Genomic DNA, 25,847 nt, shown 5'->3' with positions numbered 1-25,847 from the left:
GCCTTTCTCCTTGATTGAAGGGCTGAGGTCACGCATTTCACTTTTTCCCGCCCAGACAGTTTATACTGTGCAGAATATAAGCCTTTATTCTGTTCAGCAGGCTCCGTCGGGAGCACAAGGAATTACCACAAGCCATGTTAAGTTACCGCCACAGTTTCCACGCCGGCAACCACGCCGACGTGCTTAAGCACACCGTTCAAAGCCTGATCATCGAATCGCTGAAAGAAAAAGAGAAGCCGTTCCTGTACCTGGATACCCACTCCGGCGCAGGTCGCTATCAGCTGAGCGGTGAACACGCCGAACGCACCGGGGAATACCTGGAAGGCATCGGTCTGCTGTGGCAACGTGATGACCTGCCGCAAGAGCTGGCAGCCTACATGAGCGTAGTGCACAACTTTAACCGCACCGAAAGGCTGCGTTACTACCCTGGCTCGCCACTGATTGCCCGTCAGCTGCTGCGTCCGCAGGATAAAATTCACCTGACCGAACTGCACCCGAGCGACTTCCCGTTGCTGCGCAGTGAGTTCCAGAAGGACGAGCGTGCCAAGGTGCAACGCGCCGATGGCTACCAACAGTTGAAATCCCAACTGCCGCCGCTGTCGCGCCGCGGGCTGATCCTGATGGACCCGCCGTACGAAATGAAAACCGATTACCAGGACGTGGTAAAAGGCCTGCAGGAAGGCTACAAGCGCTTTGCCACCGGCACCTACGCGCTGTGGTACCCGGTGGTGATGCGCCAGCAAATCAAGCGCATGCTGAAAGACCTGGAAGCCACCGGCATCCGCAATATTCTGCAGATCGAACTGGCGGTAAGACCCGACAGCGACCAGCGCGGCATGACCGCCTCAGGCATGATTGTGATTAACCCGCCGTGGAAGCTGGAACAGCAGATGAAAAACGTGCTGCCATGGCTGCACAAAACCCTGGTGCCGTCAGGCAATGGCCACCATTTGGTGAACTGGGTAGTGCCGGAATAAGCTTCCGGGGCGCGGCCTGCCGCGCCTTTACCCCACCTATCACAGCCATTGACGCAATCTTTGCGACAAACCTGCATCAGGCGTTAAACTCTTACGCTCTTCGATTCACACAATTCATGGAAATCCCAGATGACCAAACATTACGATTATCTAGCAATTGGCGGCGGCAGCGGCGGCATCGCATCGATCAACCGGGCAGCCATGTACGGCCAGAAATGCGCACTGATTGAAGCCAAAGAACTGGGCGGCACCTGCGTAAACGTGGGTTGTGTACCGAAAAAAGTTATGTGGCATGCGGCGCAAATCGCCGAGGCCATCCACCTGTACGGCCCGGATTACGGTTTCGATACCACCGTCAACGCGTTTGACTGGAAGAAGCTGGTCGCCAACCGCACCGCTTATATCGACCGCATTCATAATTCCTACGACAACGTGCTGGGTAAAAACAAAGTCGACGTGATCAAAGGCTTCGCGCGCTTTGTCGACGCCCACACGGTGGAAGTGAACGGTGAAAAAATCACTGCCGACCATATCCTGATCGCCACCGGCGGCCGTCCAAGCCACCCTGACATTCCGGGTGCAGAATACGGCATCGACTCTGACGGTTTCTTCGATCTGGACGCCATGCCAAAACGCGTTGCGGTGGTGGGTGCTGGTTATATCGCTGTAGAAATCGCCGGCGTGCTGAACGCGCTGGGGGCTGAAACCCACCTGTTCGTGCGTAAACACGCGCCACTGCGGACTTTCGACCCGATGGTTGTCGAGACCTTGGTGGAAGTGATGAACACCGAAGGGCCAAGCCTGCACACGGAATCCGTGCCAAAAGCCATCGTCAAAAACGCCGACGGCAGCCTGACGTTGCAGTTGGAAAACGGCAAGGAATTCACCGTCGACAGCCTGGTGTGGGCGATTGGCCGCGAACCGGCAACCGATAACCTGAACCTGGCCGTTACCGGGGTGAAAACCAACGAAAAAGGCTACATCGACGTCGATAAATATCAAAACACCAACGTAAAAGGGATTTACGCCGTGGGCGACAACACCGGCGCCGTCGAACTGACTCCGGTTGCCGTAGCCGCAGGCCGTCGCCTGTCCGAACGCCTGTTCAACAACAAGCCGGAAGAGCACCTGGATTACAGCAACATCGCCACCGTGGTGTTCAGCCACCCGCCGATCGGCACCATTGGCCTGACCGAACCGGAAGCGATTGAGAAATTCGGTGAGGACAACGTGAAAGTGTACAAATCTTCCTTCACCGCCATGTACAGCGCCGTGACGCAGCACCGTCAACCGTGCCGCATGAAGCTGGTCTGCGTGGGTAAAGAAGAGAAAATCGTCGGCCTGCACGGCATCGGTTTCGGCATGGACGAGATCCTGCAGGGCTTTGCCGTAGCCATTAAAATGGGCGCGACCAAGAAAGACTTCGACAACACCGTGGCGATCCACCCGACCGCCGCAGAAGAGTTTGTGACCATGCGCTAAGCTTGGGCACCCGCTAAAACTCAGGCCAGGTTAACCCCCTGGCCTTTTCTTTTGGTCCTCTTTACCCTTTACTTCGACACAAACCTTCATTTTCTGCCATTATTTTGCCTGATATATGGGCAAGGCTCATGCAAGCATCCGCGACTCTGGAGAACATTGATGCTGTTCAATCTGTTTAAAAACACGCTGTGGGCATTTTTTGCGCTGGCCATCCTTCAAACCAGCGCGCTAAGTTTCACCCTGGAAGTCGCGGGAAACATCGAAAACACCACCGATCCGGTAAAGAAAAGCTATCTGTTTACCGATAAACAACTGTTGGCAATGCCGGTGCGCAGCATCACCACCTCTACCTCCTGGACGCCGCAAAGAAAGTTCGAAGGGATTGGCGTGGCGGACATTTTGGCGCGCGTCGGCGCCAAAGGCAGCACGCTGACATTTTATGCGCTGAACGATTATTACATCGACGTGCCGCTGTCAGATGTCGAAAAATACAACATGATTTTGGCTTACAAAATGGACGGCGTCATGCTGAAGATCAGAAACTTCGGCCCGCTGTTTTTGGTTTACCCGAGGGATGCCGCCGGGCCTGAGTTAAATTCTCCGCTCTACAACTCGCGCTTCATCTGGCAAGTGGACAGGATCGTAATCAAATGAAGCTCACAGGGTTTAAAAGCGGCAGCAGGCTGGCGATCCCGGCTATCTTTGCCGCACTGTTTCTGGTTGCCTCTACGGTGACGCTGTATTACTACAGCGCGACCCTGTCGAAAAAAGGGTTGTATGCTATCGCCGGCACGCAGGAAAATTACTCCTGGTCGATCGCCAAATTCTCGATCAAGCTGGCGGAATTCGACACGCTGGTCGAACAGTTGAAAAACGCACCGCAGGTGGATAGCGAAGATCTTCGGCTCAAATTTGAAATCCTTTATTCGCGTTTTTACGTGCTGGAAACGGTCTCCGAATCCACCCAGCCGCTGTATGCCGAACCGGGTTATCCCGAAGTCGTCACGCACATGCGCGAGAAAATGGATCAGATTGATAATTTGCTGAACAGCCCGAAAATTGATTTCTCTCTGATTTCGCAGGCGATGAAGCAAATCAAGCCCTATGCGATTGAGATGGCTAACCTGACCGATCATGCCGAAGTGAAGCAGCGCACCGCGGCCTACGAAGACTATATCGAGAAACGACACATCATTTTCTATGGTCTGGTGATCGTGATGTTTTCAGTGATCGCGCTGATCGCCATCACGCTGATTGTGCTGCGTCAGCAGCGCCTGACCATCCGCCAGCAGGCCAAGGCGATTGAGGCGGAAAAAGCCACCCGCACCAAAAATGCCTTTCTGGGCGCCATCGGTCACGAGCTACGCACCTCGCTACAGAGCATCATGTCCGCCATTGATGTGCTGGTGAATACCCAGGTGTCGGCCGAGCACGCGGACACTTTCCAAAGGCTGGAAACCGCCGCACAGCAAATTGAAAGTCAGATGAAAGACCTGACCGATTACGCCCATCTCGACAGCGGTATGATGGAACTGCGTATCGCTCCCTTCGATGCCCAGCGGCTGGTTGAAGAAACGGCGAATGAAATCAAAACGCTGCGCCAGAAAGATCAGGTCACTTTGCTGTGTGAAGTGGAATGCGGCCATCTGCAGATACATTCCGATCCGCTGCGTATTCGGCAAATTATCGTCAATCTGCTGACCAATGCGTTCAAATACACCGAAAGCGGCACCATCACGCTGCATAGTTGCTTGCGCAGCCAGGCTACCGGCAGTTCGCTGATTATTGAGGTCACCGATACCGGGATTGGTATCGAAAAGGGAATGCTGGATCAGATATTCCGGCCCTTCACCCAGCTTGATCAATCACATACCCGCCAGTATGGCGGCGTCGGCATGGGGTTGGCGATTGTGCACGGGCTGGTGACGCTGCTCAACGGCACCATTACCGTCTACAGCGAGATCAAAAAAGGCAGCACCTTTATCGTCAGCATTCCGGTAGAAGTCAGTAACGAGGAAAAGTTGGGTGAAACACCGCTCCACCAGCAAAGTTTGCCGCAGAAACAGCAGCATATTTTGGTCGTCGATGACAATAAATCGGTGAGTGACGCCTTCTCGGCGCTGCTGGACAAGCTCGGCTATCAGCATGAGCTGTGCAACTCGTCTGAAAGAGCGCTGCAAAAACTGCTGCGGCGTCCTTACGACGCGTTGCTGCTGGATCTGCAAATGCCGGGAATCGATGGGGCCGCACTGGCTAAAAAACTGCGTGACCAACGTGGCCCCAACCGCCATATCCCGATTATCGGCATCAGCGCCTACACCCCTGAGCAACTGTCTGTCGAACAGCGGGCGCTGTTCGACAACTATTTAATGAAACCGGTTCGGCTGGACGCCTTGTCTTCCGCACTGGCTTCACTGCTCGCTACTAAAGGTTGAAGCACCGCAACAGTGCGGCTTCGATAACGTGAAGCCGCACGGGTTTTTCATAAGGGCCCAGCACATCATAGTCACGCATCGCCCTGGCGATTTCAGACTCCCGCTGGTCGGTACCCAGCTGACCGGTCAGCACTAAAACCGGCGCGTCTGGGTTATCCGACGCGCGGATGGTTTCAATACAGCGATCTGCCGTTTCCTGACCGATCAACCAGTCGACCACGTAACCATCGAACAGGCTTTGCTGCAGTGCCTGACAAAAGCTGCTGACGTCGTAAAATGCCACGGCATGGAAACCGCGCCCGTTTAGGTATTTGGTCAACTCATCGGCCGCCAGATGCGAATCATCGAGCACCGCAATGCTCAAACGCTCGTCTTCGACGGCGGCGGGGCGAACCTCTATCAGTTCCACACAATAGCGTTGCCCTTGCGGTGCATCATCCGCGCGATAAATGCCCCATTGCCCAGCCTGCTGCAGTGCGACATATTCCGCAGTCCGCCCGCCAATCAGCTCATGGCCGATATAACCGACGCAGGCTAATTCCACCCCGCCCACGTAAAAGATGGCATCACGTGCAATAGTTTGCGCGGAGACGTCATGTTCAGCACCGGTATCTACGATCGCAGCTGGCGTTTCCCCTAATGCCGCCGCGACGTCGTTAATCTGCTCCAGAGTCCAGGGACTTTGCCCTTTCAGCTTGCGATGCGCATGCGAAAAACTCAGATCCAGAATACGGCTGAGTTCCTTGGCATGCTGCCGCTTACCAATCCCATAATGTACAAACAGTTCCCTGACCCGGTTTGCAATCGACTGTGAATCGAATTTCTGATGATTGTTATCCATTTTTTCCTTCGATTTTTTTTGCTGTTTTTTCAGTCGTTTTCATACTTGCCGTGCAAAAAAGCGATCTAAAACTGGTATATGGTACAATGTATTATCTAAACATTGCTTGACATACCACATTATATAGTCAAACATGGTATCAGAAGAGACACACAGCAACACCACAATAAAAATATAACAATAGTGAAATCGCATCACCAATAATCACAATAACACCAGGGAAAGCTCATTTCGGTTGCTGTACTGAGAGAATGTATGCAACAGACCCTCACCGAAACTTGAGCCGTAGCGCTAATCTGTTTTACCCGCATTTGAACCGAGATCCGCAAGGGTCTCGGTTTTTTCTTGCCTTATTTTTACCTTAACCCTGCCGCTCCACACCGCCGCCTGCGGGGAAACCATGCAAAAAAATAGGGCCAGCAAGCTGGCCCTATGGGTTTAAATCCCGAAAGTGAAATGTGTTGGATCAGAACTTCCAGGTAAAACCGGCGTTGACGCTGTTGTCCTGGTAGTTTTGCGACAGCAGCCCGCCATAGCCCAGCGACAGCGTGGCGTTCTTGTTCACCGCCACTTCCGCACTGGCTTTCAGCACCGCACCGTCACGCGACGCCGACACGCTGTTCACCACGAACGGTGAGCTGCCGCCGTTGAACTTCAGCCCGGTACCGCGATCCAGATCGCCGTACTGATGCTGCCAACCCAGCTCGCTGCGCAGCGCCACCGCGGTGGTTTTGCTCGCTTGCCACTCGGTGTCCGCACGCAGCCCCAGCGTCGAGACCGTCGCGTCGGTGTGTTGCTTGTCACCGTGCAGCGCCGCCGCCCCACCGTCTTCCGCGATGCCGTTGTTCTGGAAGTTGATGTACGCCAGGTTGGCGAACGGCTCCAGATTCACCCAGGCCGCTTTTATGCTGTATCCCGCTTCGGCGAACACCTGCTCGGTGCGCGCACTGTACTTCGCAGTTTCGCGATCTGACTGCATGCCGTAGTTCACCGAGCGTGAGGTATCGAAACGGTGCCAGGTGTAACCCCCACCGGCACGCAGAGCCAGTTCACCAAACTGTTTGCCGCCGTACACCGCCAGGTGGTAGTTGTCGCTGTCAGCATTCGAGCCATAACCGCCGTCCAGCGAAGTGCGGGTATAACCGGTCGCGACCCCTAACCGCCATTCGTCCGCCAGCGCCGAGTCCAGCCCCACCAGCACGCCGTAGGTGGATGCCTGATAGCCCGTGGCATTGGCATCGCCCGACGCGTGGTCCCAGGCCCCCAGCAGCTGCGCCCAGGCGCCACCGTCGTCGTCAGCTTTGATGTCCGGCGAGGTCGCCAGCCCTTCCGCCTGACGCAAACGGCCGTTCAGCGCGTCGCGCAGGTAGCGGCTGTCGTTCACCTGTGCCGAAGCGATATCCGCGTGGATCTGCCCCGACAGTTGGCGGAACGCCTGCCGCGCTTCCCCCGCCGAACCGGCGTTGAGGATGCTTTCAAACACCGGATTGCCCGCCGCCAGCGCATCTGCCGCTGCCGCCACCGCCCGCTCGTTCTGCGTTGCCGCCACGCTGGCGAAACTGGTGTCATTACGGCCGACGTTGAGCGTTACCTGATTTGGCTGATAGGTCAGCCCGGTGCCCAGGAACAGGTAGTTCGGCGCCACGGAATCAAACTGCCCACGGATACCCTGCTGGGCGGTCAGAATGTTGTACTGCTGACCCAGCAGGCTGCGAACCTCGTTTTGCGACAGCAGGTTGCTGCTGTTTTCCAGCGATACCGTCACTTCACCGCCGCCGATCGTCGCCGATCCGTTACTTTGGATCCGATCGCTTTGGCCGTTCGCCGCCACTTCCACCGCGTAACGGGAGCCTGGTTCGAAGCGGACGTCACGAGTCACGTTCAGCGTACCGATCGAATTGCCCGGCGCCACGGTACCGCCGCTGCGGGCAGTTAACGACCCTAGCGTACCGGTGCCGCCCAGCACGCCGGCGCTTTGCACCGTCACGTCCGAAGTCACCGAACCATTTACCGCCAGCAGGCCGGTATTGACCCACGTCGGGCCGGAGTAGGTGTTGTTACCGGTCAGTACCAACGCCCCCTGGCCCTCTTTGGTCAGGCCGCCATGGCCGTTGATATCATTGGAATACACTTCAAGCGAGCAGTGGTAGTCATCGCAGACTCTGGCATGCAACGTACCCTCATCGATGATCGCCCCCATGCCAGGAATGTTGGCGACAAATTGCGACGAGCCATAAGCCACGCCCGTCGGGTCCGGAATACGAAACTCCTCGGGGATATCATCGACGGTATAGAACATGCCCGGACCGTTAATCGCCTTGCCCAGATTGATCATCCCCCAGCCATACAAGGCATCGATGCCCGGAGCCCCCATATCGGTCGCGGTCGTTTTAAGCACATCGGCAATTTGCGCCGACGTCATGTACGGGAAACGCTGCAGCAATACGGCGACTGCGCCGGTCACGTGCGGCGTCGCCATTGAGGTACCGTTTTTATTGCCATAGTCGGAGACCAACTGGTTCGGATCTGAACCGTTGGCTACGGTGCTGTAGATTTTACTCCCCGGCGAGGAGACGCAGAAGCTGGCGGTATAGCCGCAACGCGAAGAGAAGCTGCTGATGGTGTAAGGCACGCTGTTGGTGGAGGCGTCATCCTGCGCGACGCTGGCAACCGACAGCCAGTTAGGCGCAATATCCGGCACAAAATAGGCCAGGCCGCTGATCACATCCGGTTGGTTGTAGTTACCGTCGTTACCGGCGGCGAACAGCACCAGAATATTTTTACGTGCCGCATCGATAGCCCCCTGATAACCCGCCCCCGCCAGGCTGCCCAGCAAGGGTTTCACCTGATCAAACTGTTCCTGCGCGTCCTTCAGCTCGAAATGCAGCGCATCGGGTTTCTTGCCATTATCCGAGAGAAAATCCGGAATGCTGACGCCCCAACTGTTGTTGATCACCCGCACGCCGTTGTTGATCATCGCCTGCCAGCCCGCGTTGGTCACGCTGCCATCCAGCCCGAGGAACTCACCGTAGGCCGGGCCGTCATTGTCGTTATCGACGCTGATGATTTGCGAATCAAAGGCGACGCCGTGCATGCCGGTGCCGTCACGGTTGGCACCGCTGATACCGGCAACGTGGACGCCGTGGTTACTTAACTGCCCCTGTGAACCACTGTAAAAATGGAAAGTACCGTCAAAGTAAAAGCGATCGCCGGCCTTAATCCCCTCACGATGCGGATCGGTATAGGCGCGATAGCCTTCGGTGACAACGTTAGTCAGCTTGCCGTCACCGGCAAATTCCGGATGCTGGTTCACCGGGGTATCGAAGATCCCCACCTTTTGCCCTTTGCCGGTATAACCTGCCGCGTAAGCCTCGTCGGCATGGATAGCCCCCAACCCCCAGTTAGCATTGAATTCATTGCTGCGCCAACTGGCCGGATCGCCGCTCTTCCCCCCTTCGGTATAGGTCGCGGCCTGTGCACCACCGGCGGCCAACAACGCGCATAACAGGGCGTTCAGTTTCCATGTCGGCGCCAATGCCGGTTTGTTGTTTCCTGCAGATTGCTTCATTCCCTTATCCCTTGTTGTTTTTGGTAAAAACCGCCCCAGCGGGACGGTTGTTCCGTTTGTTTTTTAAGATCAGAAATGCCAGGTAAAACCGGCGTTGACGCTGTTGTCCTGGTAGTTTTGCGACAGCAACCCGCCGTAGCCCAGCGACAGCGTGGCGTTCTTGTTCACCGCCACTTCCGCACTGGCTTTCAGCACCGCACCGTCACGCGATGCCGACACGCTGTTCACCACGAACGGTGAGCTGCCGCCGTTGAACTTCAGCCCGGTACCGCGATCCAGATCGCCGTACTGATGCTGCCAACCCAGCTCGCTGCGCAGCGCCACCGCGGTGGTTTTGCTCGCCTGCCACTCGGTGTCCGCACGCAGCCCCAGCGTCGAGACCGTCGCGTCGGTGTGTTGCTTGTCACCGTGCAGCGCCGCTGCCCCACCGTCTTCCGCAATGCCGTTGTTCTGGAAGTTGATGTACGCCAGGTTGGCGAACGGCTCCAGATTCACCCAGGCCGCTTTTATGCTGTATCCCGCTTCGGCGAACACCTGCTCGGTGCGCGCACTGTACTTCGCGGTTTCGCGATCTGACTGCATGCCGTAGTTCACCGAGCGTGAGGTATCGAAACGGTGCCAGGTGTAACCCCCGCCGGCACGCAGCGCCAGTTCACCGAACTGTTTGCCGCCGTACACCGCCAGGTGGTAGTTGTCGCTGTCAGCATTCGAGCCATAACCGCCGTCCAGCGAGGTGCGGGTATAACCGGTCGCGACCCCTAACCGCCATTCGTCCGCCAGCGCCGAGTCCAGCCCCACCAGCACGCCGTAGGTGGATGCCTGATAGCCCGTAGCATTGGCATCGCCCGACGCGTGGTCCCAGGCCCCCAACAGCTGCGCCCAGGCGCCACCGTCGTCGTCAGCCTTGATGTCCGGCGAGGTCGCCAGCCCTTCCGCCTGACGCAAACGGCCGTTCAGCGCGTCGCGCAGGTAGCGGCTGTCGTTGACCTGTGCCGAAGCGATATCCGCGTGGATCTGCCCCGACAGTTGGCGGAACGCCTGCCGCGCTTCCCCCGCCGAACCGGCGTTGAGGATGCTTTCAAACACCGGATTACCCGCCGCCAGCGCATCTGCCGCTGCCGCCACCGCCCGCTCGTTCTGCGTTGCTGCCACGCTGGCGAAACTGGTGTCATTACGGCCGACGTTGAGCGTTACCTGATTTGGCTGATAGGTCAGTCCGGCCCCCAGGAAGGGAGAGAAGGTAGATGTGGAGGTAAACTGCCCACTGATACCCTGCTGGGCGGTGAGAATGTTGAACTGCCGGCCGATCAGACTGCCTGCGTTGCCCTGCGAAAGCAGATTGACGTTTTTTTCTTGCAACACCGCCACCTCACCGCCGCCGATCGTCGCCGATCCGTTACTTTGGATCCGATCGCTCTGGCCGTTCGCCGCCACTTCCACCGCGTAACGGGAGCCTGGTTCGAAGCTGACGTCACGAGTCACGTTCAGCGTGCCGATCGAATTGCCCGGCGCCACGGTACCGCCTCTGCGCGCGGTCAACGAACCCAGCGTACCGGAACCGCCCAGCACGCCGGCGCTTTGCACCGTCACGTCCGAAGTCACCGAACCATTTACCGCCAGCAGGCCTTGATTGACCAGGGTTGGCCCTGCGTAGCTGTTATTGCCGGTCAGCACCAGTGTGCCGATGCCCAATTTGGTCAGGCCGCCATGGCCGGAAATATCGTTGCTCCAGACATCCAACCCACAATGAATATCGTCACACACACGCTCGGTAGGTTTGCCTTTGTCCAGTACTGCACCGATGCCTGGCAGATTCACCACAAATTGGTCCGGGCCGTAGGCACCGCTCACGCGGAACTCCTCCGGGATATCCTGTTCGGTGACAAACATCCCCGGGCCGTGGATCGCTTTGCCCAGATCAATCATCCCCCAGCCGTAAAGCGCATCGATGCCCGGCGCGCCCATATCAACCGTGGTGGTCTTCAGCACCGAAGCCACCTGTGCGCCGGTCATATAGGGGAAGCGTTCCATCAGCACTGCAATGCTGCCTGCCACGTGCGGTGCGGCCATTGAGGTTCCGCTGTATTTGGCATAGCCGGTGGTCAGGTTATCTACGCTATTGCCTTCGATAATCGAGCTGTACACCTTGCTGCCCGGAGCGGAAACACAGAAGCTGGCGGTATAGCCACAGCGGGAGGAGAAGCTGCTGATGCTGTAATCACCGGTGTTATTCGGATCCTGCAGGCTGGCGACCGACAGCCAATTCGGCGCGATCTCCGGCACGAAATAGGCCAAACCGGCCATCGCGTCCGGGTTATTCAGGTTGTAATCGTTACCGGCGGCAAAGATGGTGACAATGCCGCTGCGCGCCGCATCGATCGCCCCCTGATAAGCACCACCGGCTTTAGTACCGAGGATCTGTTTGATTTGGTCGAACTGTTTCTGCGCGTCGGCCAGGGTGAAATGCGGATAGGCTGGATCTTTACCACCCTGATCAAATTTCTCGGTAATGCCGATACCCCAGCTGTTATTGATGATACGCGCACCGCTGGCGATCAACGCGTTCCAACCGGCCTGATATACCGCGCCATCGTTGCCGAGAATGATGCCGTCTTCCGGCCCCGGATCCCCGTTCTCCGCACTGATGATTTGCGCGTTAAACGCCACACCGTGCATCTCGCCGCCGTCGCGGTTACCGGCGGCGATGCCGCCTACGTGGGTCCCGTGCGAGCCGAGAGTGCCGTCGGAATCCACGCTTGGCGTGCCGTCATAGCGAAATGCATCGCCTTTCTTCACCGGGATATAGGGATCGGTATATTCGCGGATCCCCGTCGTGACCAGGTTGATCACTTTGTCCTGACTGCCGAACTCCGGGTGTTTGGCATATACCGGCTGATCGAAAATGCCGAGCTTAACGCCTTTGCCGGTATAACCGGCGGCGTAGGCCTGATCGGCGTGGATGGCCCCCAGCCCCCATTCGGCATTAAATTCCTTACTGCGCCAACTGGCGGGATCGCCCTGCTTTCCGCTCTCTACATAGGGCGCAGCCTGCGCCCCACCGATGGTTGCCAGGCAAAAAAGCATCGCGCTCCACTGGGCGCGGCTAACGCCAATTTCAGGCCAGCCGAAGGCCGCCTGAACAGGCTTGACTCCTCTACGTTTATTTTCCATCCCAGATACCGTCCATTGTTGTTTGCAAATGTTTTATTGGTTTTTTTGTGTAACAGTTTCGTAACACCAAATAAATAAAGCACAACAATCTCAAGCGCGCCTTATGGGTCAATAAGGCAAACGCCTAACGGGGGAACGTCATTGTTAGAAAAAAGGAAGGAAAGACATAAGGATTTTGAATGACCGAAAACGGGCGAGAAGAATGAGCCCCTCCTGGCGAGATGAAAAGCTAATTAAATGATAAATAGAAATAAATCAAATAACAAAAGCCGACAAACTCGCCTCCGTCGATCATTAAAAAAAAGCATAAAATGCGTTTATTATTTCTTTTAATTATAAGAATTATCAATATTCACTCAGTGAAATATGCTGGTTTACACGGAGCAGACCATTGAAAATTGGATTATCATGCTAACGGTTTTTTGCTGTTCATCGCATCTTCTTCAGCCTGCGGAATAATGACTTTCGCCAGTAATGAATGCCTGCACAGGCGAAGTGCGCTTCATGATCCCGGCTTGCGGTGGACCCACATTGGACGCGCCGCGGCAGCCGTTTCGGGATCCACAGGCACTGGCCGCTTTTATCGATGCGCCGGGAACCACTGTGCTGCCCACCAGCAAAAGATGTGTTGGTAAAAACCGCTTATCATATTAACGATCCGCATTTTGCCCAGATCGTGATCGAACAATTCCGCTCGGTTACTGGCGTGCCGAATGAGTTTCTTCCACGGGCCTTATCAACGGAAAGGTTCTTTAATCCAAAAAAAGGGCCAGATAATTAATCTGGCCCTTTTTACTTACCGCATGAAATTATTTCTGTTCAGTCGTCATTTTCGACTTCATGTTATTCATGTGGTCCATCATTTTCTGTTCGCGTTTCTGATAATTCTCATTGTATTGTTTTTTCTGCTCTGGGGTCAGCAGGTTGTACATTTTATTTTCAGCTTTGGCGCGCTCCAGCATATGCTCGGACTGAGTTTTGCTGATGGCGTCAATTTGGGCTTTCGCTTTGGCTTCATCGAAGCTGTCGGAGGCGACCAGGCTATGCAAGGCCTGACGCTCCTCTTTCATGCCCGCACCGCGTTTCTGATGCGACTCTTTCATGATATCGCGCATTTGTTGGCGCTGCTGTTCAGTCAGGTTCAGACCGGCGAATGGCCCGCCTTTACCCTCGCCCTTGTGGTGCATCATTTTCATCGAAGTGGCATCTGTCGTCGCAGGTGCCGCTGTCGTATCTGCAGCGAAAGCCATGGAAGCAGAACCCAGAGCCAGAGTAGAAGCGACAAATAAAGCGGTCAGTTTACGCATGATCATTTCCTTAAAATTATTCTTCATCAGGAGCGCTGTACGTGAACAGGCTCATCTTTCGTCGGAGATAATAATAGGCCGATAAACATATAGTAATGCGATGGTGTGTAAATTTATTAAAGCCCGAAACAGGTTTATTCGACAATAATGAATGAATTATGGAGATGTTGTTTATTATCTGGAAATTTTGGTTTCCCCTGGCCTGACGATCACCTGATTTTGCTTTCCCCCCGATGGGGTTATTCCTGTCAAAGCCCGTCTTTATTATAATTTAGGCTTATCCACTGCAACCGTCCTGCAACAAGATGACGACGGCATCGAAAGCAGCAATCGTACGAATCTCTCGAAAGCGCAGGTTCTCACTTACACTTAAGATTGTATCCACCCCCAGTGAGATCGTCAGGATCCGCTGCGCAACGCAGCCTTCTGCAGCGGCGGCAACGCGACGTTTACACTGCAAAACTAATTATTGGTTATATAATAGTTTCATCCTCTGCCCGTGAAAAACGTGTTATATGATGGAGATACGTGCACTACGGCCACTACCGAGCCAGAATTTGCTGCTGTGCCCATCGCACAGGCTGGCTGTCGTGCCATTTTGAGGAATCATCATGTTCGCAGACCAAGGCCCTATGCTTCTTAATGCCCACTTCGGCACCAACAGCCCATATTGGCGGTTGGCGTTTGACAGCAATGCCCTGGCGCTGTCGGCAGTGAAAGGCAAAACCCATATGGCCGTGGCGCTCAGCGCCATGCAGGCAGCCAAAATCCGCCGTCTGACCGGCATTACCGCCAGCCTTGATATCACCATCACGCTGGGGGGTGAGCCGATACATCTGCATCTGGTCGGGCGCAGGATCAATAATCAGGAATGGGCGGGTACCGCCTCGGCCTTCAGCGACACCCAATCGGTCGCCCGCGATCTGGTACACGGCCTGTCTTTTGCCGAACAGGTGGTGTCAGAAGCCAATTCGGTGATTGTGATTGTTGACCAACATGGTCGTATTCAGCGCTTTAACCGACTGAGCGAAGAGTACACCGGCCTGCACGAACATGATGTTATTGGTAAAAACGTCTTTCAGCTGTTTATGAGCCCGGAAGAAGCGGCGGCATCGCGGCGAAACATCGCCGGTTTTTTTCGCAACGGATCATCCTATGAGGTGGAACGTTGGATCAAAACGGTGAAGGGGGAACGGCTGTTCTTGTTTCGCAACAAGTTCGTCCACAGCGGCAGCGGTAAAAATGAGGTGTTCCTGATTTGCTCCGGCACCGACATCACCGAAGAGCGTCGCGCTCAGGAACGACTGCGGGTGTTGGCCAATACCGACATTATTACCGGCCTGCCCAATCGCAATGCCATTCAGGACAAAATCACCCAGGCAATCGCCGCACGCGACGGCAATCATGTCGGTCTGGTGTATCTCGATCTCGACAACTTTAAAAAAGTGAATGACGCCTACGGCCATATGTTCGGCGACCGTTTATTGGTGGAGGTGTCGTTGGCGGTGCTTGGCTGTCTCGCGCCAGACCAAACCCTGGCCCGTCTGGGGGGCGATGAGTTTCTGGTGCTTGCCCAGCAGGCCGATCGCGAGATGCTGCAACGGCTGGCCCAGCGCATTATCGACCGCTTGAAGACCCCCTTTCGTATCGGCCTTATCGAGGTCTATACCGGCTGTTCGATTGGCATTGCGCTATGCCCCGAACATGGCAACGATCTCGACAGCCTGATCCGCAGTGCTGATACCGCCATGTACGTCGCCAAAGAGCACGGCAAACGCACCTATACCGTGTTCTCGCCGGAAATGAACAAACGCGTCGCGGAATACATGTGGCTGGATACCAACCTGCGAAAGGGGTTGGAACAAGATCAACTGGTGGTGTACTACCAGCCCAAAATCGAGGCGCTCAGCGGCAAGGTGTGCAGCGTAGAAGCTTTGGTGCGTTGGGATTCACCCGAGCGCGGCCTGATCCCACCGTTGCAGTTTATCTCTTATGCCGAAGAATCCGGTCTGATAGGCCCACTCGGGCGCTGGGTGCTGCAAACCGCCGCCAGACAGGCCGCACAGTGGCAACGACAAGGCTTGAATCTGCGGGTGGCAGTGAATCTTTCCGCACGGCAGTTGGTTGATGATTCCATCGTTGAAGATCTCGCTCAGGTATTGCAGTGCAATCACCTGGCCCCCTGCCTGCTCGACTTCGAACTCACGGAAAGCAGCCTGATTGAGGATGAAAAACGTGCCCGCGAAGTGATCACGCGGTTACGCGATCTGGGGGCGCAGGTGCATCTCGATGATTTTGGCACCGGCTACTCTTCTTTGGCCCAGTTGGCCCGCATTCCGCTGGATGCCATCAAGCTGGATAAAAGCTTCGTGCGCGGGGTGAATTGCAATCCGGTTTCGCAGTCGCTGGTGCGCGCCATCGTCGCGGCGGCCGAAGCGCTCAGGTTCCGGGTGATTGCCGAAGGTGTAGAGACCGAAAGCGAAAATCAGTTTCTGGATGAAGTCGGTGTGGATGAGAAACAAGGATTTCTGTTTGCGCGGCCAATGCTCCCGGACCAGTTGGAACATTGGCTGCAATCTTATTGCCCGCATCCCTCCTCAGCCTGATGCGGGCCAGGTAATGTTAGCCTGCACGACGCAGGTTTAGCGTGTGGCGGTCTTGTAGCATAACCAGACGCTCGATATAGGCACGATCTTTCTCCTCGATGGTGAAGGCCGAATGCACCCAATCCTCGGTAATATCCATCAGCTCCGAACGCGTGAGCTGCAGCACCCGCTGACGGGCGCGTAGCATGGCGCGCATCCCGTTCAATTTGGGCCGGATGGTATCGATGAAGGTGCGGGTCGCCACATAAGCATCGCCGGGCTGGAACAACTGATCGACCAGGCCACGGCTTTCAAACCATTCAGCGGTGTGCGACTCGCCCCCCCAGATCAGCTCTTCCGCCAGGCGCATACCTGCCTTGCGTGCCACCAGCGAATATCCCCCCATGCCGGGGAACAGGTTGAACGCAATTTCCGGAAAACCCATCCGCGCGTTGTTCTGTGCCAGCACGAAATGGTGTGCCAACGCCGCTTCGAAGCCGCCCCCCAGAGCGCTGCCCTCCACCATCGCAATGCTGACCGCACCGGTATCAAACCCGCGCGCCGCCGCATGCACGCAGTCAATGCAGGCACGTGCGTAAGCCATCATCGCCTCGCGCTTGCGGTTTTTAATGGCCTCGGCAAAGAACTGCAGATCGCCACCGACGTTGAACATATTGGGCACCAGCGATCCGGTGACCCAAAAATCAAACTGCAATGAAGACTCTTTTGCTGCCTGCGCCAGCGTCATGATGTCTTCGATTAACGCCTGATTGAAGCAAGGGCGCGGTTCAGCACGCAGCAGCATCCACATGATGTGCCGTTCCTCCTCATAGTAGGCGGATATCTGGGTCAAATTGCCCGCTTCGGTAAACGGGCGACAGGTGGGGTGATTAAGTAATTTCATATGACCTTCCATTTTCTCTCGTGTTAACAGTTGAAACCGTTCCAGCCCCTACGGCTGCAGTTGCGCGGCGACTGGTAAACCGTCGCGCCACATCATGAGTAAACGCTTTCTTGGTGATGAAACAGATAAAAATTGAAGGTCGGAGAATGAAAAAAACCGCGCTGGAACGCGGCTGACATAAGAATTTTACCTATCGGCAGGCTGCAACATTTCACCGGGGGAGTGAACGCGCTAAGCTCACAAATTAGCCGGTTACCGGCCCCGGCGGCCAAAACGGCAAGCCTTTTGGCTATAATCACATTGAGACAGCCTATTTATCGTTAAGGATATCGTGACGTAATGCCTACAGGATCAGATAAAGACCCCCGTCAGCCCAACAGTGAAGCGCCGCAAAAACCGCTGATCGACATCAAGACCGGCCACCAGACCCTTGACCGGCGCATTTCCGGATTTTCACGCCTGGTCGAACGCATCAAGGCCTGGCCAAGCATCGCTCACCTGCTGCGCGCCACCGAGCGCTTTAACGATCGCTTGGGCAGCCAATTCGGCGCTGCCATCACCTATTTCTCGTTTCTTTCGCTGATCCCGATTCTGATGGTGTCGTTTGCCGCCGTCGGTTTTGTGTTGGCATCCAATCCGGACCTGCTAACCGGGCTGATCAATAAAATCGTCGGCAGCATCAGCGATCCGACCCTGGCCGGTACGCTGAAAAACACCGTCAATACCGCCATTCAGCAACGTACCACCGTGGGGCTGACCGGCCTGGCGCTGGCGCTGTATTCGGGGATCAGTTGGATGGGCAACCTGCGAGAGGCGATCCGTGCACAGTCGCGTGACGTCTGGGAGCGCAATCCGCAGGATCAGGAAAAAATCTATTTCAAATACACCCGCGATTTTATCTCGCTCACCGGTCTGGTGGTGGCGCTGATTATCACCCTGACGTTGACCTCCATTGCCGGTTCGGCGCAGGCGGCGATCGTGCAGGCGCTGGGTCTGGAAGGCATAGAATGGCTGCGACCGGCCATGACGCTGATTGCGCTGTCGATCTCCATCTTTGCCAACTACCTGCTGTTTTTGTGGATCTTCTGGATGCTGCCACGGCATAAGCCGAAGAAAAAGGCGTTGCTGCGGGGCACGCTGCTTGCCGCTATCGGTTTCGAAGTGATTAAGTTTGTGATGACCATGACGCTGCCACAGGTGGCTAAATCCCCTTCCGGGGCCGCCTTTGGTTCGGTGATTGGGCTGATGGCGTTTTTCTATTTCTTCGCCAGACTGACGCTGTTTTGCGCCGCCTGGATCGCCACCGCGCAATATAAAGAGGATAAAACCCTGCCAACCTCAGAACAATCCGCGCCGTAAATCAACGCAATCATACCGGCCACTTTCCTGTGGCTGGTTTTTTATTTTGCATTTAAGCAATTAAACCAGCATATAAAACCAATAAGAAACCCGCTCTCCTGCCAAAACCAGCATAACAAACTACAGCCTAACTTTTCTTTTCGCCTTTTACAGATGTTCAGTCTGCGAATCATTCATTTGGCAACGTTAAAATCTATGCAGAAACGCAGTGATGAAACATTAAGCTTTTTAACCGGTTAATCGCCGCATTGTACAAAGTTTCGTCATTGAAAAGGCATTTTGCTGTGACTAAGATGGATTTTTACAAATTCAAAATATAAGAAATATTATGCAAGCCTCCATCGCACCAACTCTGGACGCCGACGACGCGTCAACACCGGTTAACTCACGCGGAAAAGTGATTGTCGCCTCGCTGGTCGGGACCGCTATCGAGTTTTTCGATTTTTACATTTACGCCACCGCTGCGGTGATCGTTTTCCCGCATATCTTCTTCCCACAGGGCGATCCCACCACCGCCACGCTGCAGTCGCTGGCCACTTTCGCCGTCGCTTTCGTTGCGCGCCCTATTGGTTCGGCGCTGTTCGGCCACTTCGGCGATCGCGTTGGGCGTAAGGTGACCCTGGTCGCCTCGCTGCTGACCATGGGGATTTCCACCGTGCTGATCGGCCTGCTGCCAAGCTACGAAACCATTGGTATCTTCGCACCAATCCTGCTGGCGCTGGCGCGCTTCGGTCAGGGTCTGGGCCTGGGCGGGGAATGGGGCGGCGCAGCCTTGCTGGCCACCGAGAATGCCCCGGCCAGAAAACGGGCGCTGTACGGTTCCTTCCCGCAGCTGGGTGCGCCTATCGGCTTCTTCTTCGCCAACGGGACCTTCCTGCTGCTCTCCTGGTTGCTGACTGACCAGCAGTTTATGGAATGGGGCTGGCGCGTGCCGTTTATTCTGTCCGCCGCGCTGGTGCTGATCGGGCTGTACGTACGAGTGTCACTGCATGAAACACCGGTATTCGCCAAGGTGGCAAAAGCCGGCAAGCAGGTGAAAATTCCGCTCGGCACCCTGCTCAGCAAGCACCTGAAGGTGACGATCCTCGGCACCTTCATCATGCTGGCAACCTATACGCTGTTCTACCTGATGACGGTCTACTCGATGACCTACGGCACCACGCCGCAGCCGCTGGGCTTGGGCTATTCGCGCAACAGCTTCCTGTGGATGCTGATGGTGGCGGTGATCGGCTTTGGCGTTATGGTACCGATTGCCGGTCTGCTGGCCGACGCCTTTGGCCGTCGCAAGACCATGATCGTCATTACTCTGCTGATGATCGCCTTCGCCTTCCTGTTCCCGAGCATGCTGGGTTCCGGAAACCAGGCGCTGGTGATGGGCTTCCTGCTGTGCGGCCTGAGCATCATGGGGTTGACCTTCGGCCCGATGGGCGCGCTGCTGCCGGAGCTGTTCCCGACGGAGGTTCGCTATACCGGCGCATCCTTCTCCTATAACGTCGCGTCAATCCTCGGGGCCGCGGTAGCGCCTTATATCGCCACCTGGCTGGCAACGCACTACGGCCTGTTCTATGTCGGTCTGTACCTGGCGGCCATGGCCAGCCTGACGCTGATCGCCCTGTTGTTGATGAAAGAGACCCGAGACAAGTCGCTGTAACCCCGCTTACGCGGCCCCCATCAGGCGGGCCGCACTTCCCGTATTGTCTCCTGTCATAAAATCGGACTATGCTGAACCCTTCCTCTTTGACAGAAATGGAAATCAATAATGTCTCTGCGCCGCAGACTGTTTTGGTACGTTGTGCCATTGGTGGTGATCGCCATTGCGCTGGCTGGCTGGTTCTGGCTAATACCCTCCAATTCAAACGCGCTATGGCGTATCGTCAGCCAACAGTGCCTGCCCAACCAACAAACGCATAACAACCCAGCACCTTGCGCGCAGGTAGACCCACAGGCCGGTTTTGTGGTGTTTAAGGATCGCAACGGGCCACTGCAGTATTTACTGATGCCAACGGCCAAAATCACCGGCATTGAAAGCCCGCAAGTGCTGGAAGCCACCACCCCAAACTTCTTTGAGCAAGCCTGGGCCGCACGGCATTTTATGGCGGATAAATACGGCAAAGAGATTGATGACGCCGATATTTCGCTGGCGATTAACTCGCAATATGGCCGAACGCAGAATCAGTTGCATATTCATATCTCCTGCCTGTTACCGGCGGTAAAAACGCAGTTGGCGCGATATGCGACAGAATACAGTGAACAGTGGGAACCCATGCCCGGCGGCTTGCTGGGGCACGACTATCTGGTACGTAAGGTCACCGCTAGTGATCTGAAAAAACAGGGGGCTTTCCGCCTGCTGGCAGAAGGGGTACCACGATCCGAAGGCCGCATGGGCAGTTTTGGCCTGGCAATGACCGCTTTGCCGGGCGGCGACTTCCTGCTGCTGGCCACCGAGCGCAGTTTGCTGCCGTTTACCCTGGCCTCGGCGGAAGAAATTCAGGATCACGACTGCCGGGTTCTGCAATAAAAATGGCCCGCAGTGCGGGCCATTAACGGTCATTTTTTCTTCTTCATCTGCTGCAGAATTTGTCCGCACTGGTTCTCCTCACCGCCTTCGCTCGGCGAAACCAGCGCCAACAATGCCGCTGCCGGCGTCAGTACCACGCCCAACGCTACCGCAGCCGCACCGCGCGCAATCAGCGGACCAGCCTTCACCCCAGCGTCCGGATGCGCGAAGGTGCCTTTCACATACAGCGGCGAACGCAGCGTCAGCACGCGCATCCCCTTACTTTCCGGATCGATGGACAGGTCCAGCCGCTCCGTGGCCAGATTGGTATTGCCGCTGATATTGATAATCGCGTTCTCGGTATCGAACACAAACAGCCGCGGTGCCGCCACGCCGGTGCTGATCCCGATGTCCGCCGCCGCACAGTTAATGCCCACGACGTCGTCGCCAAAAAGCTGCGCTACCAGATAGTTACCGACGTTGAGCCCGAGAATTTCCATCAGGCTACGGCTGATAACCCCATTGTTAATCACCATCCGCAGATCGCCGCTGCTGGTCGCCAGCAAGTCCGCCACCGAGTTGCCCGTGCCGGTGAGCTTGGCATCGCCGTTCAGCTGCCCCAGGCTACGTTTCATCGATCCCACGTTCGGCAACAGCTGCTTGAGCTGGAATTTCCGCGCGTGCATATCCACCCGACCCTGCATCGGATTCTTGCTGCCGTCGAGGCGCAGGGTGGCGTTGAGGTTACCGCCCGCCACGCCGAACCGCAGCGGATCCATCAGGATGGCGCCGTTGTTCAACTGCAGATGGGTATAGAGGTCGCTCAGCGGCAGCGAGCTGCCGTGCTCAATGCGCTTGGCGGTGAATTTGACGTCCGCATCCATCACCTTCCAGCTTTGGGTTTCAAACTTTTCTACCGGCAGCACCTTGCCAGCCGGCTGACGGCTTTTTTCGCCGCGTCCGGCTTTTTCGGTGTTGGAGTCCGCGCCAATCAACGGCGCCAGATCGGCGAAGCGCAGCTGCTTCGACAGTACCTCACCGCTTAGCTTCGGCCGGGGTTTGCTGGCGACATAGGTCAAATCACCGTGAATATCGCTGTCGCCGATTTTGCCGTCGAATTTTTGGTACTGGAATACGGCTCCGCCTTTCTCGTGCAGGCGAGCACTCAGGTGACCATCGGTGGAGTAAGGCGGAGTATTCGGCAGCAGCACGCCGGTAAGGCCATACAGATTCCCCAGGCTGTCACCGGAGAATTTAAGCTGCAAGTCCAGCCCGCCGAGGTTCATCGGGTCGGACAGCGTACCTGCTACCACTACCCGGGTTGAGCCGGAACGCACATCTGCCTGCAGCGGGAATGGCGAGTCGGCACTTTGTAACGACAGCATACCGCCGATCTTGCCGCTGCCCGCCAGCGGCTCACCGTTATAGGTCCCCTTCACCTTCCAACCGAAAACATAGTCAGGCGTGATGGCTTTGCTGGCGTCTTTTTTGCCCGTCACTTCGCTGAACGGCAAAGGTTTGCCGAGCGGGTCAATCTCAGCGCGGAAATCGGCCTTCAGCGTGGCGTCTTTAAAAGCAATCTGACCCTTATCGAATACGATGTCATGAACGTTCACCGTCCAGTCGGACGGGGGCTGATTGGGATCGCCGGCCAAGTTAAAGGTCCAGTTATTCTCGCCATTGGCCAGACGCCGCAGGCTCGCGTTCGGCTGCTTCAGCCAAATACGCGGGATCAGCACCTCTTTGCCCAACAACGCCAATGGCGAGATGCTGGCTTCGACGCGCTGCAACTGGACCATAGTGTCGCCCGGGATATTTTCCGGGTTACCCAGTACGATATCTTCGGCATGAATACGCGGCCATGGCACCCAGGCACGCCAACCGCCTTCATCCTTATCACGTGTCCAGGCCACACCCAAGTCGCCACGGATAGCGAACGGACGGTGCAATTCGGCAGACACCTTGTCATTAATGGTCGGTTTGAGGCGATTCCAGTCGAAGGCCAGCGCAAAGATCACCAACGCAACGATGATCAGCAGCACAATACCGCCCACCCAAGTGAACGCCTTTCCTGTTTTTGTCATAATGGCTCCCTGAACGCGAAACTTGCCAACAATTGATAAGCAACTGTTATCAAGCCTAGCCGAGGATAGGCCAGAGTTCACGCTTTAGGGGACGAGGATCAGGCAGCCGGCACGGAAAACAATCTGGGCAAGGTTTGCAGAGTGTCGAAATGGGCGGGACGGGAAAGGTAGTACCCCTGCGCCGCCAGGGCACCAGAGCGCTGCACCAGCAGCCATTCCTGCTCGGTTTCCACCCCTTCAACAATCACTCCTTCGCTGTGCTGGTTCATTATTCTGACCAGCGTGGAGAGCAGTTGAATGCCATCCTCCGTCTGCTTAAGCAGGGTGAACAATTCACGCGCCACCTTGATGTATTGATAGCGCCAGGTACTGACGGCGGAGAAATTCGCCAACCCGCTACCGAAGTCATCCAACCACAGCCGCTCGGCCCCGGCAATTTGCTGCAACGGGCCGTTCAACGCCATTCCCGCGTGCTCCACCAGCTCGAAGCGCAGATAAGGCATGCTGGCAATCTGTCGTTGCAACACGTCGTGCCGCTGAAGCGCCTGCAATGCAATGCCGTCGATATTGACCGACACCATCAACGCGTGACGGGTCAACAACGGCTGCCAGTGCTGGAGCAACGTCAGCTGTTCCTGAATGATCTGCAGGCGCTTGCGCACGTCAAGGGCAGCAAAATAGTGCTCCGGCGACAGCGGTTTGTCCGGTGCGTCAGGATGAGACACCGCCGTCAGCAGTTCGAGTGCCAGCAGAGTGCCACAGGTGCGGTAGATCGGCTGAAAAGTATACTGCCGCCGGCATTGCCGCCAAAAATGCTGTGCTTTTATATGTGTGCATACGGCAAGGAATGGCGCCAGCAGACCAGAAATCATCTTGGTTGTCATTGGGACTATCGCCATCGAAGGGACATGAAAACGCTCAGTCTGCGTGATTGCTTCCCTGGGTTTATCGGCAGCAGGCGATAAAACTTTAAGCGGCGGCAAAAGCCTTCTACAGTGAATAGCGATAACAAAAAACCAAGGAAAAAAACATGCCCTACGTAAATATCAAAATTACCCGTGAAGGTGCGACAGCGGAGCAAAAGAAACAGCTGATCGCCGGCGTGACACAACTGCTGGTGGATACGCTGGGGAAGAATCCGGCCACCACCGTGGTCGTCATCGATGAAGTAGAAACCGACAACTGGGGCATCGGCGGCAAATGCGTCACCGAGCTGCGCGCAGCCGCTAAATAACGGCGGACTCTTGTCTGCGGATCGGGAAATTTTTCAGTTTCCCGATCGTCGTCATAATTAAATTAAAACGTTGTTTTATTTTCGTTGACTCCCTCGCCCCTTGCCTTGAGACTGGATGGGTTTCGCATTCATTCACCTTCTTCTTTCAGCCAGGGCTCGTTGACTATGACCACCCAGAATCTTGCCGTGATCGGCGAATGCATGATTGAACTGTCGCAAAAAGGCGCGGACCTTAGCCGCGGCTTTGGCGGCGATACGCTAAATACTGCCGTATACATCGCCCGCCAGGTGGCAGAAAGCACGCTGCAGGTGCATTACGTTACCGCGCTCGGCACCGACAGTTTCAGCGATGAGATGCTGCACGCCTGGCAACAGGAGAAGGTCAATACGCGCCTGGTTCAACGGCTGGAAAACAAGCTGCCGGGCCTGTACGTGATCGAAACCGATGAGGCCGGCGAACGCACTTTCTATTACTGGCGCAATGACGCCGCCGCCCGTTACTGGCTGGCCAACCCACAGGCGGAGACGTTATGCGAACAACTGGCCCACTTCGATTATCTATACCTTAGCGGCATCAGCGTGGCGATCCTCGACGCGGCCAGCCGCACCAAGCTGCTGGCATTACTGCGCCAGTGCCGCGCCAACGGTGGCAAAGTCATTTTCGATAACAACTATCGCCCGCGGCTGTGGCAAAACCGGGAAGAAACGCAGCAGGCTTATCGCGAGGTGCTGGCCTGCACCGATATCGCCTTCCTGACGCTGGATGACGAGGATTTGCTGTGGGGCAAACAGCCGGTGGAACAGGTGGTGCAGCGCACACAGCAGTTGGGCGTAATGGAGATTGTGATCAAACGCGGGGCAGAGGCCTGCCTGGTGTTCAGCGCCGAAGGCACCGAATTTGAAATCCCGGCGGTACGGCTGCCGAAAGAAAAAGTAGTGGATACCACGGCGGCCGGGGACTCTTTCAGCGCGGGTTACCTGGCGGTACGCTTAACCGGCGGCGACGCCGTGCAGGCGGCGCAGCGCGGTCATCTCACCGCCAGCACGGTGATCCAGCATCGTGGCGCCATTATCCCACTCGCAGCCATGCCGCAATGAATCCTGTTCCGTACAAATGCGAAAGGCCAGCAATAATGCTGGCCTTAGTCTGATGACAAACACCCGAAAAACGTGGTTTTCGGATGTTTGGGGTAAATCAGAAGACATAATCCTTTGTTTTTATTCGTCCTCAGATCAGGACTTTTAACTGCATAGGACTTTGTCAGCAATCTGAGGCCAGCAATAATGCTGGCCTTTTTATTGGGCTCGAAAACCCATCTTAGTACCCTATGGATTTCAGGTTGTAGCCAGGTGCCAAGCTATCTCATCCCCAGGAGCTTACCTTGGTCAGCGACTGGGGTGTG

Annotated in this window: 16 protein-coding genes and 1 pseudogene; 10 read left to right on the top strand and 7 right to left on the bottom strand. The window is 56.0% G+C overall.

Going from position 1 to position 25,847, the window contains the following annotated elements; translation table 11 throughout:
• The first annotated feature begins 134 nt into the window (after positions 1 to 134).
• The 4 genes from ACMGG1_RS00205 to ACMGG1_RS00190 all read left to right on the top strand — a co-directional run bounded on the left by ACMGG1_RS00205 (position 135) and on the right by ACMGG1_RS00190 (position 4,894).
• Positions 135 to 977, top strand: a complete 843-nt coding sequence (locus ACMGG1_RS00205; protein WP_020837454.1) for a 23S rRNA (adenine(2030)-N(6))-methyltransferase RlmJ — start codon at positions 135 to 137, stop codon at positions 975 to 977.
• Positions 978 to 1,106: 129 nt separating this feature from the next.
• Entirely contained in the window at positions 1,107 to 2,459 is a 1,353-nt protein-coding gene (gorA, locus tag ACMGG1_RS00200) for a glutathione-disulfide reductase (RefSeq protein WP_020837456.1), read from the top strand.
• A 159-nt stretch (positions 2,460 to 2,618) separates the two neighbouring features.
• Positions 2,619 to 3,113: a molybdopterin-dependent oxidoreductase gene (locus ACMGG1_RS00195; RefSeq protein ID WP_020837458.1), complete on the top strand. Its 495-nt coding sequence runs from the start codon at positions 2,619 to 2,621 to the stop codon at positions 3,111 to 3,113.
• Positions 3,110 to 4,894: a hybrid sensor histidine kinase/response regulator gene (locus ACMGG1_RS00190; protein WP_201895911.1), complete on the top strand. Its 1,785-nt coding sequence runs from the start codon at positions 3,110 to 3,112 to the stop codon at positions 4,892 to 4,894. The genes ACMGG1_RS00195 and ACMGG1_RS00190 overlap by 4 nt, the downstream gene beginning before the upstream one ends.
• Here the strand turns inward: ACMGG1_RS00190 and ACMGG1_RS00185 are convergent.
• From ACMGG1_RS00185 to spy, 4 genes are all read right to left on the bottom strand, one after another.
• The gene (locus tag ACMGG1_RS00185) at positions 4,884 to 5,735 is read right to left on the bottom strand and encodes a helix-turn-helix domain-containing protein (protein WP_044554851.1); all 852 of its coding nucleotides are present in this window, start codon (positions 5,733 to 5,735) and stop codon (positions 4,884 to 4,886) included. The genes ACMGG1_RS00190 and ACMGG1_RS00185 overlap by 11 nt on opposite strands.
• Before the next feature lie 466 nt (positions 5,736 to 6,201).
• The gene (locus tag ACMGG1_RS00180; protein WP_400827793.1) at positions 6,202 to 9,303 is read right to left on the bottom strand and encodes an autotransporter outer membrane beta-barrel domain-containing protein; all 3,102 of its coding nucleotides are present in this window, start codon (positions 9,301 to 9,303) and stop codon (positions 6,202 to 6,204) included.
• Positions 9,304 to 9,372: 69 nt separating this feature from the next.
• A complete protein-coding gene (locus ACMGG1_RS00175) occupies positions 9,373 to 12,387 on the bottom strand; it encodes an autotransporter outer membrane beta-barrel domain-containing protein (RefSeq protein WP_400827812.1) in 3,015 nt (1,004 codons plus the stop codon).
• An 896-nt stretch (positions 12,388 to 13,283) separates the two neighbouring features.
• A complete protein-coding gene (spy, locus tag ACMGG1_RS00170; RefSeq protein ID WP_400827795.1) occupies positions 13,284 to 13,781 on the bottom strand; it encodes an ATP-independent periplasmic protein-refolding chaperone Spy in 498 nt (165 codons plus the stop codon).
• A gap of 611 nt (positions 13,782 to 14,392) precedes the next feature.
• Between spy and pdeR the strand changes: the two genes are divergently transcribed.
• On the top strand, positions 14,393 to 16,387 hold the full coding sequence (pdeR, locus tag ACMGG1_RS00165) for a cyclic di-GMP phosphodiesterase (protein WP_046374906.1): 1,995 nt from the start codon (positions 14,393 to 14,395) through the stop codon (positions 16,385 to 16,387).
• 16 nt (positions 16,388 to 16,403) lie between these two features.
• On the opposite strand, the gene ACMGG1_RS00160 is transcribed toward pdeR, so the two are convergent.
• Positions 16,404 to 17,270: a crotonase/enoyl-CoA hydratase family protein gene (locus ACMGG1_RS00160; protein WP_020837470.1), complete on the bottom strand. Its 867-nt coding sequence runs from the start codon at positions 17,268 to 17,270 to the stop codon at positions 16,404 to 16,406.
• Between the two features lie 339 nt (positions 17,271 to 17,609).
• On the opposite strand from ACMGG1_RS00160, the gene yhjD reads away from it, so the two are divergent.
• From yhjD to ACMGG1_RS00145, 3 genes and pseudogenes are all read left to right on the top strand, one after another.
• On the top strand, positions 17,610 to 18,629 hold the full coding sequence (gene yhjD / locus ACMGG1_RS00155; protein WP_020837471.1) for an inner membrane protein YhjD: 1,020 nt from the start codon (positions 17,610 to 17,612) through the stop codon (positions 18,627 to 18,629).
• A gap of 328 nt (positions 18,630 to 18,957) precedes the next feature.
• Positions 18,958 to 20,280: an MFS transporter gene (locus tag ACMGG1_RS00150; protein ID WP_020837472.1), complete on the top strand. Its 1,323-nt coding sequence runs from the start codon at positions 18,958 to 18,960 to the stop codon at positions 20,278 to 20,280.
• Between the two features lie 99 nt (positions 20,281 to 20,379).
• A pseudogene (locus ACMGG1_RS00145) lies at positions 20,380 to 21,147 on the top strand (CDP-diacylglycerol diphosphatase); the annotation flags it as partial.
• A 29-nt stretch (positions 21,148 to 21,176) separates the two neighbouring features.
• Here the strand turns inward: ACMGG1_RS00145 and ACMGG1_RS00140 are convergent.
• On the bottom strand, positions 21,177 to 23,210 hold the full coding sequence (locus ACMGG1_RS00140; RefSeq protein ID WP_187962047.1) for an AsmA family protein: 2,034 nt from the start codon (positions 23,208 to 23,210) through the stop codon (positions 21,177 to 21,179).
• 98 nt (positions 23,211 to 23,308) lie between these two features.
• Positions 23,309 to 24,094, bottom strand: a complete 786-nt coding sequence (gene pdeH, locus ACMGG1_RS00135; protein ID WP_082144866.1) for a cyclic-guanylate-specific phosphodiesterase — start codon at positions 24,092 to 24,094, stop codon at positions 23,309 to 23,311.
• Positions 24,095 to 24,240: 146 nt separating this feature from the next.
• Here pdeH and ACMGG1_RS00130 point away from each other — a divergent pair, with 146 nt between their 5' ends.
• Entirely contained in the window at positions 24,241 to 24,444 is a 204-nt protein-coding gene (locus ACMGG1_RS00130; RefSeq protein ID WP_020837477.1) for a 2-hydroxymuconate tautomerase family protein, read from the top strand.
• Positions 24,445 to 24,609: 165 nt separating this feature from the next.
• Entirely contained in the window at positions 24,610 to 25,542 is a 933-nt protein-coding gene (locus ACMGG1_RS00125) for a sugar kinase (RefSeq protein ID WP_414161090.1), read from the top strand.
• The last annotated feature ends 305 nt before the right edge of the window (positions 25,543 to 25,847 follow it).

Origin of the sequence: Serratia sp. BNK-12, from assembly GCF_047456085.1 — a bacterium.
Taxonomy (GTDB): domain Bacteria; phylum Pseudomonadota; class Gammaproteobacteria; order Enterobacterales; family Enterobacteriaceae; genus Serratia; species Serratia liquefaciens.
The sequence above is the reverse complement of the archived record's forward strand: the minus strand, read 5'-3'. Positions and strand labels throughout refer to the sequence as shown.

Excerpts from the sequence above, each read along its gene's own strand:
- ACMGG1_RS00205 (WP_020837454.1), top strand. The coding sequence starts at position 135 with ATGTTAAGTTACCGCCACAGTTTCCACGCCGGCAACCACGCCGACGTG.
- gorA (WP_020837456.1), top strand. The coding sequence starts at position 1,107 with ATGACCAAACATTACGATTATCTAGCAATTGGCGGCGGCAGCGGCGGC.
- ACMGG1_RS00195 (WP_020837458.1), top strand. The coding sequence starts at position 2,619 with ATGCTGTTCAATCTGTTTAAAAACACGCTGTGGGCATTTTTTGCGCTG.
- ACMGG1_RS00190 (WP_201895911.1), top strand. The coding sequence starts at position 3,110 with ATGAAGCTCACAGGGTTTAAAAGCGGCAGCAGGCTGGCGATCCCGGCT.
- ACMGG1_RS00185 (WP_044554851.1), bottom strand. The coding sequence starts at position 5,735 with ATGGATAACAATCATCAGAAATTCGATTCACAGTCGATTGCAAACCGG.
- ACMGG1_RS00180 (WP_400827793.1), bottom strand. The coding sequence starts at position 9,303 with ATGAAGCAATCTGCAGGAAACAACAAACCGGCATTGGCGCCGACATGG.
- ACMGG1_RS00175 (WP_400827812.1), bottom strand. The coding sequence starts at position 12,387 with ATGCTTTTTTGCCTGGCAACCATCGGTGGGGCGCAGGCTGCGCCCTAT.
- spy (WP_400827795.1), bottom strand. The coding sequence starts at position 13,781 with ATGCGTAAACTGACCGCTTTATTTGTCGCTTCTACTCTGGCTCTGGGT.
- pdeR (WP_046374906.1), top strand. The coding sequence starts at position 14,393 with ATGTTCGCAGACCAAGGCCCTATGCTTCTTAATGCCCACTTCGGCACC.
- ACMGG1_RS00160 (WP_020837470.1), bottom strand. The coding sequence starts at position 17,270 with ATGAAATTACTTAATCACCCCACCTGTCGCCCGTTTACCGAAGCGGGC.
- yhjD (WP_020837471.1), top strand. The coding sequence starts at position 17,610 with ATGCCTACAGGATCAGATAAAGACCCCCGTCAGCCCAACAGTGAAGCG.
- ACMGG1_RS00150 (WP_020837472.1), top strand. The coding sequence starts at position 18,958 with ATGCAAGCCTCCATCGCACCAACTCTGGACGCCGACGACGCGTCAACA.
- ACMGG1_RS00140 (WP_187962047.1), bottom strand. The coding sequence starts at position 23,210 with ATGACAAAAACAGGAAAGGCGTTCACTTGGGTGGGCGGTATTGTGCTG.
- pdeH (WP_082144866.1), bottom strand. The coding sequence starts at position 24,094 with ATGACAACCAAGATGATTTCTGGTCTGCTGGCGCCATTCCTTGCCGTA.
- ACMGG1_RS00130 (WP_020837477.1), top strand. The coding sequence starts at position 24,241 with ATGCCCTACGTAAATATCAAAATTACCCGTGAAGGTGCGACAGCGGAG.
- ACMGG1_RS00125 (WP_414161090.1), top strand. The coding sequence starts at position 24,610 with ATGACCACCCAGAATCTTGCCGTGATCGGCGAATGCATGATTGAACTG.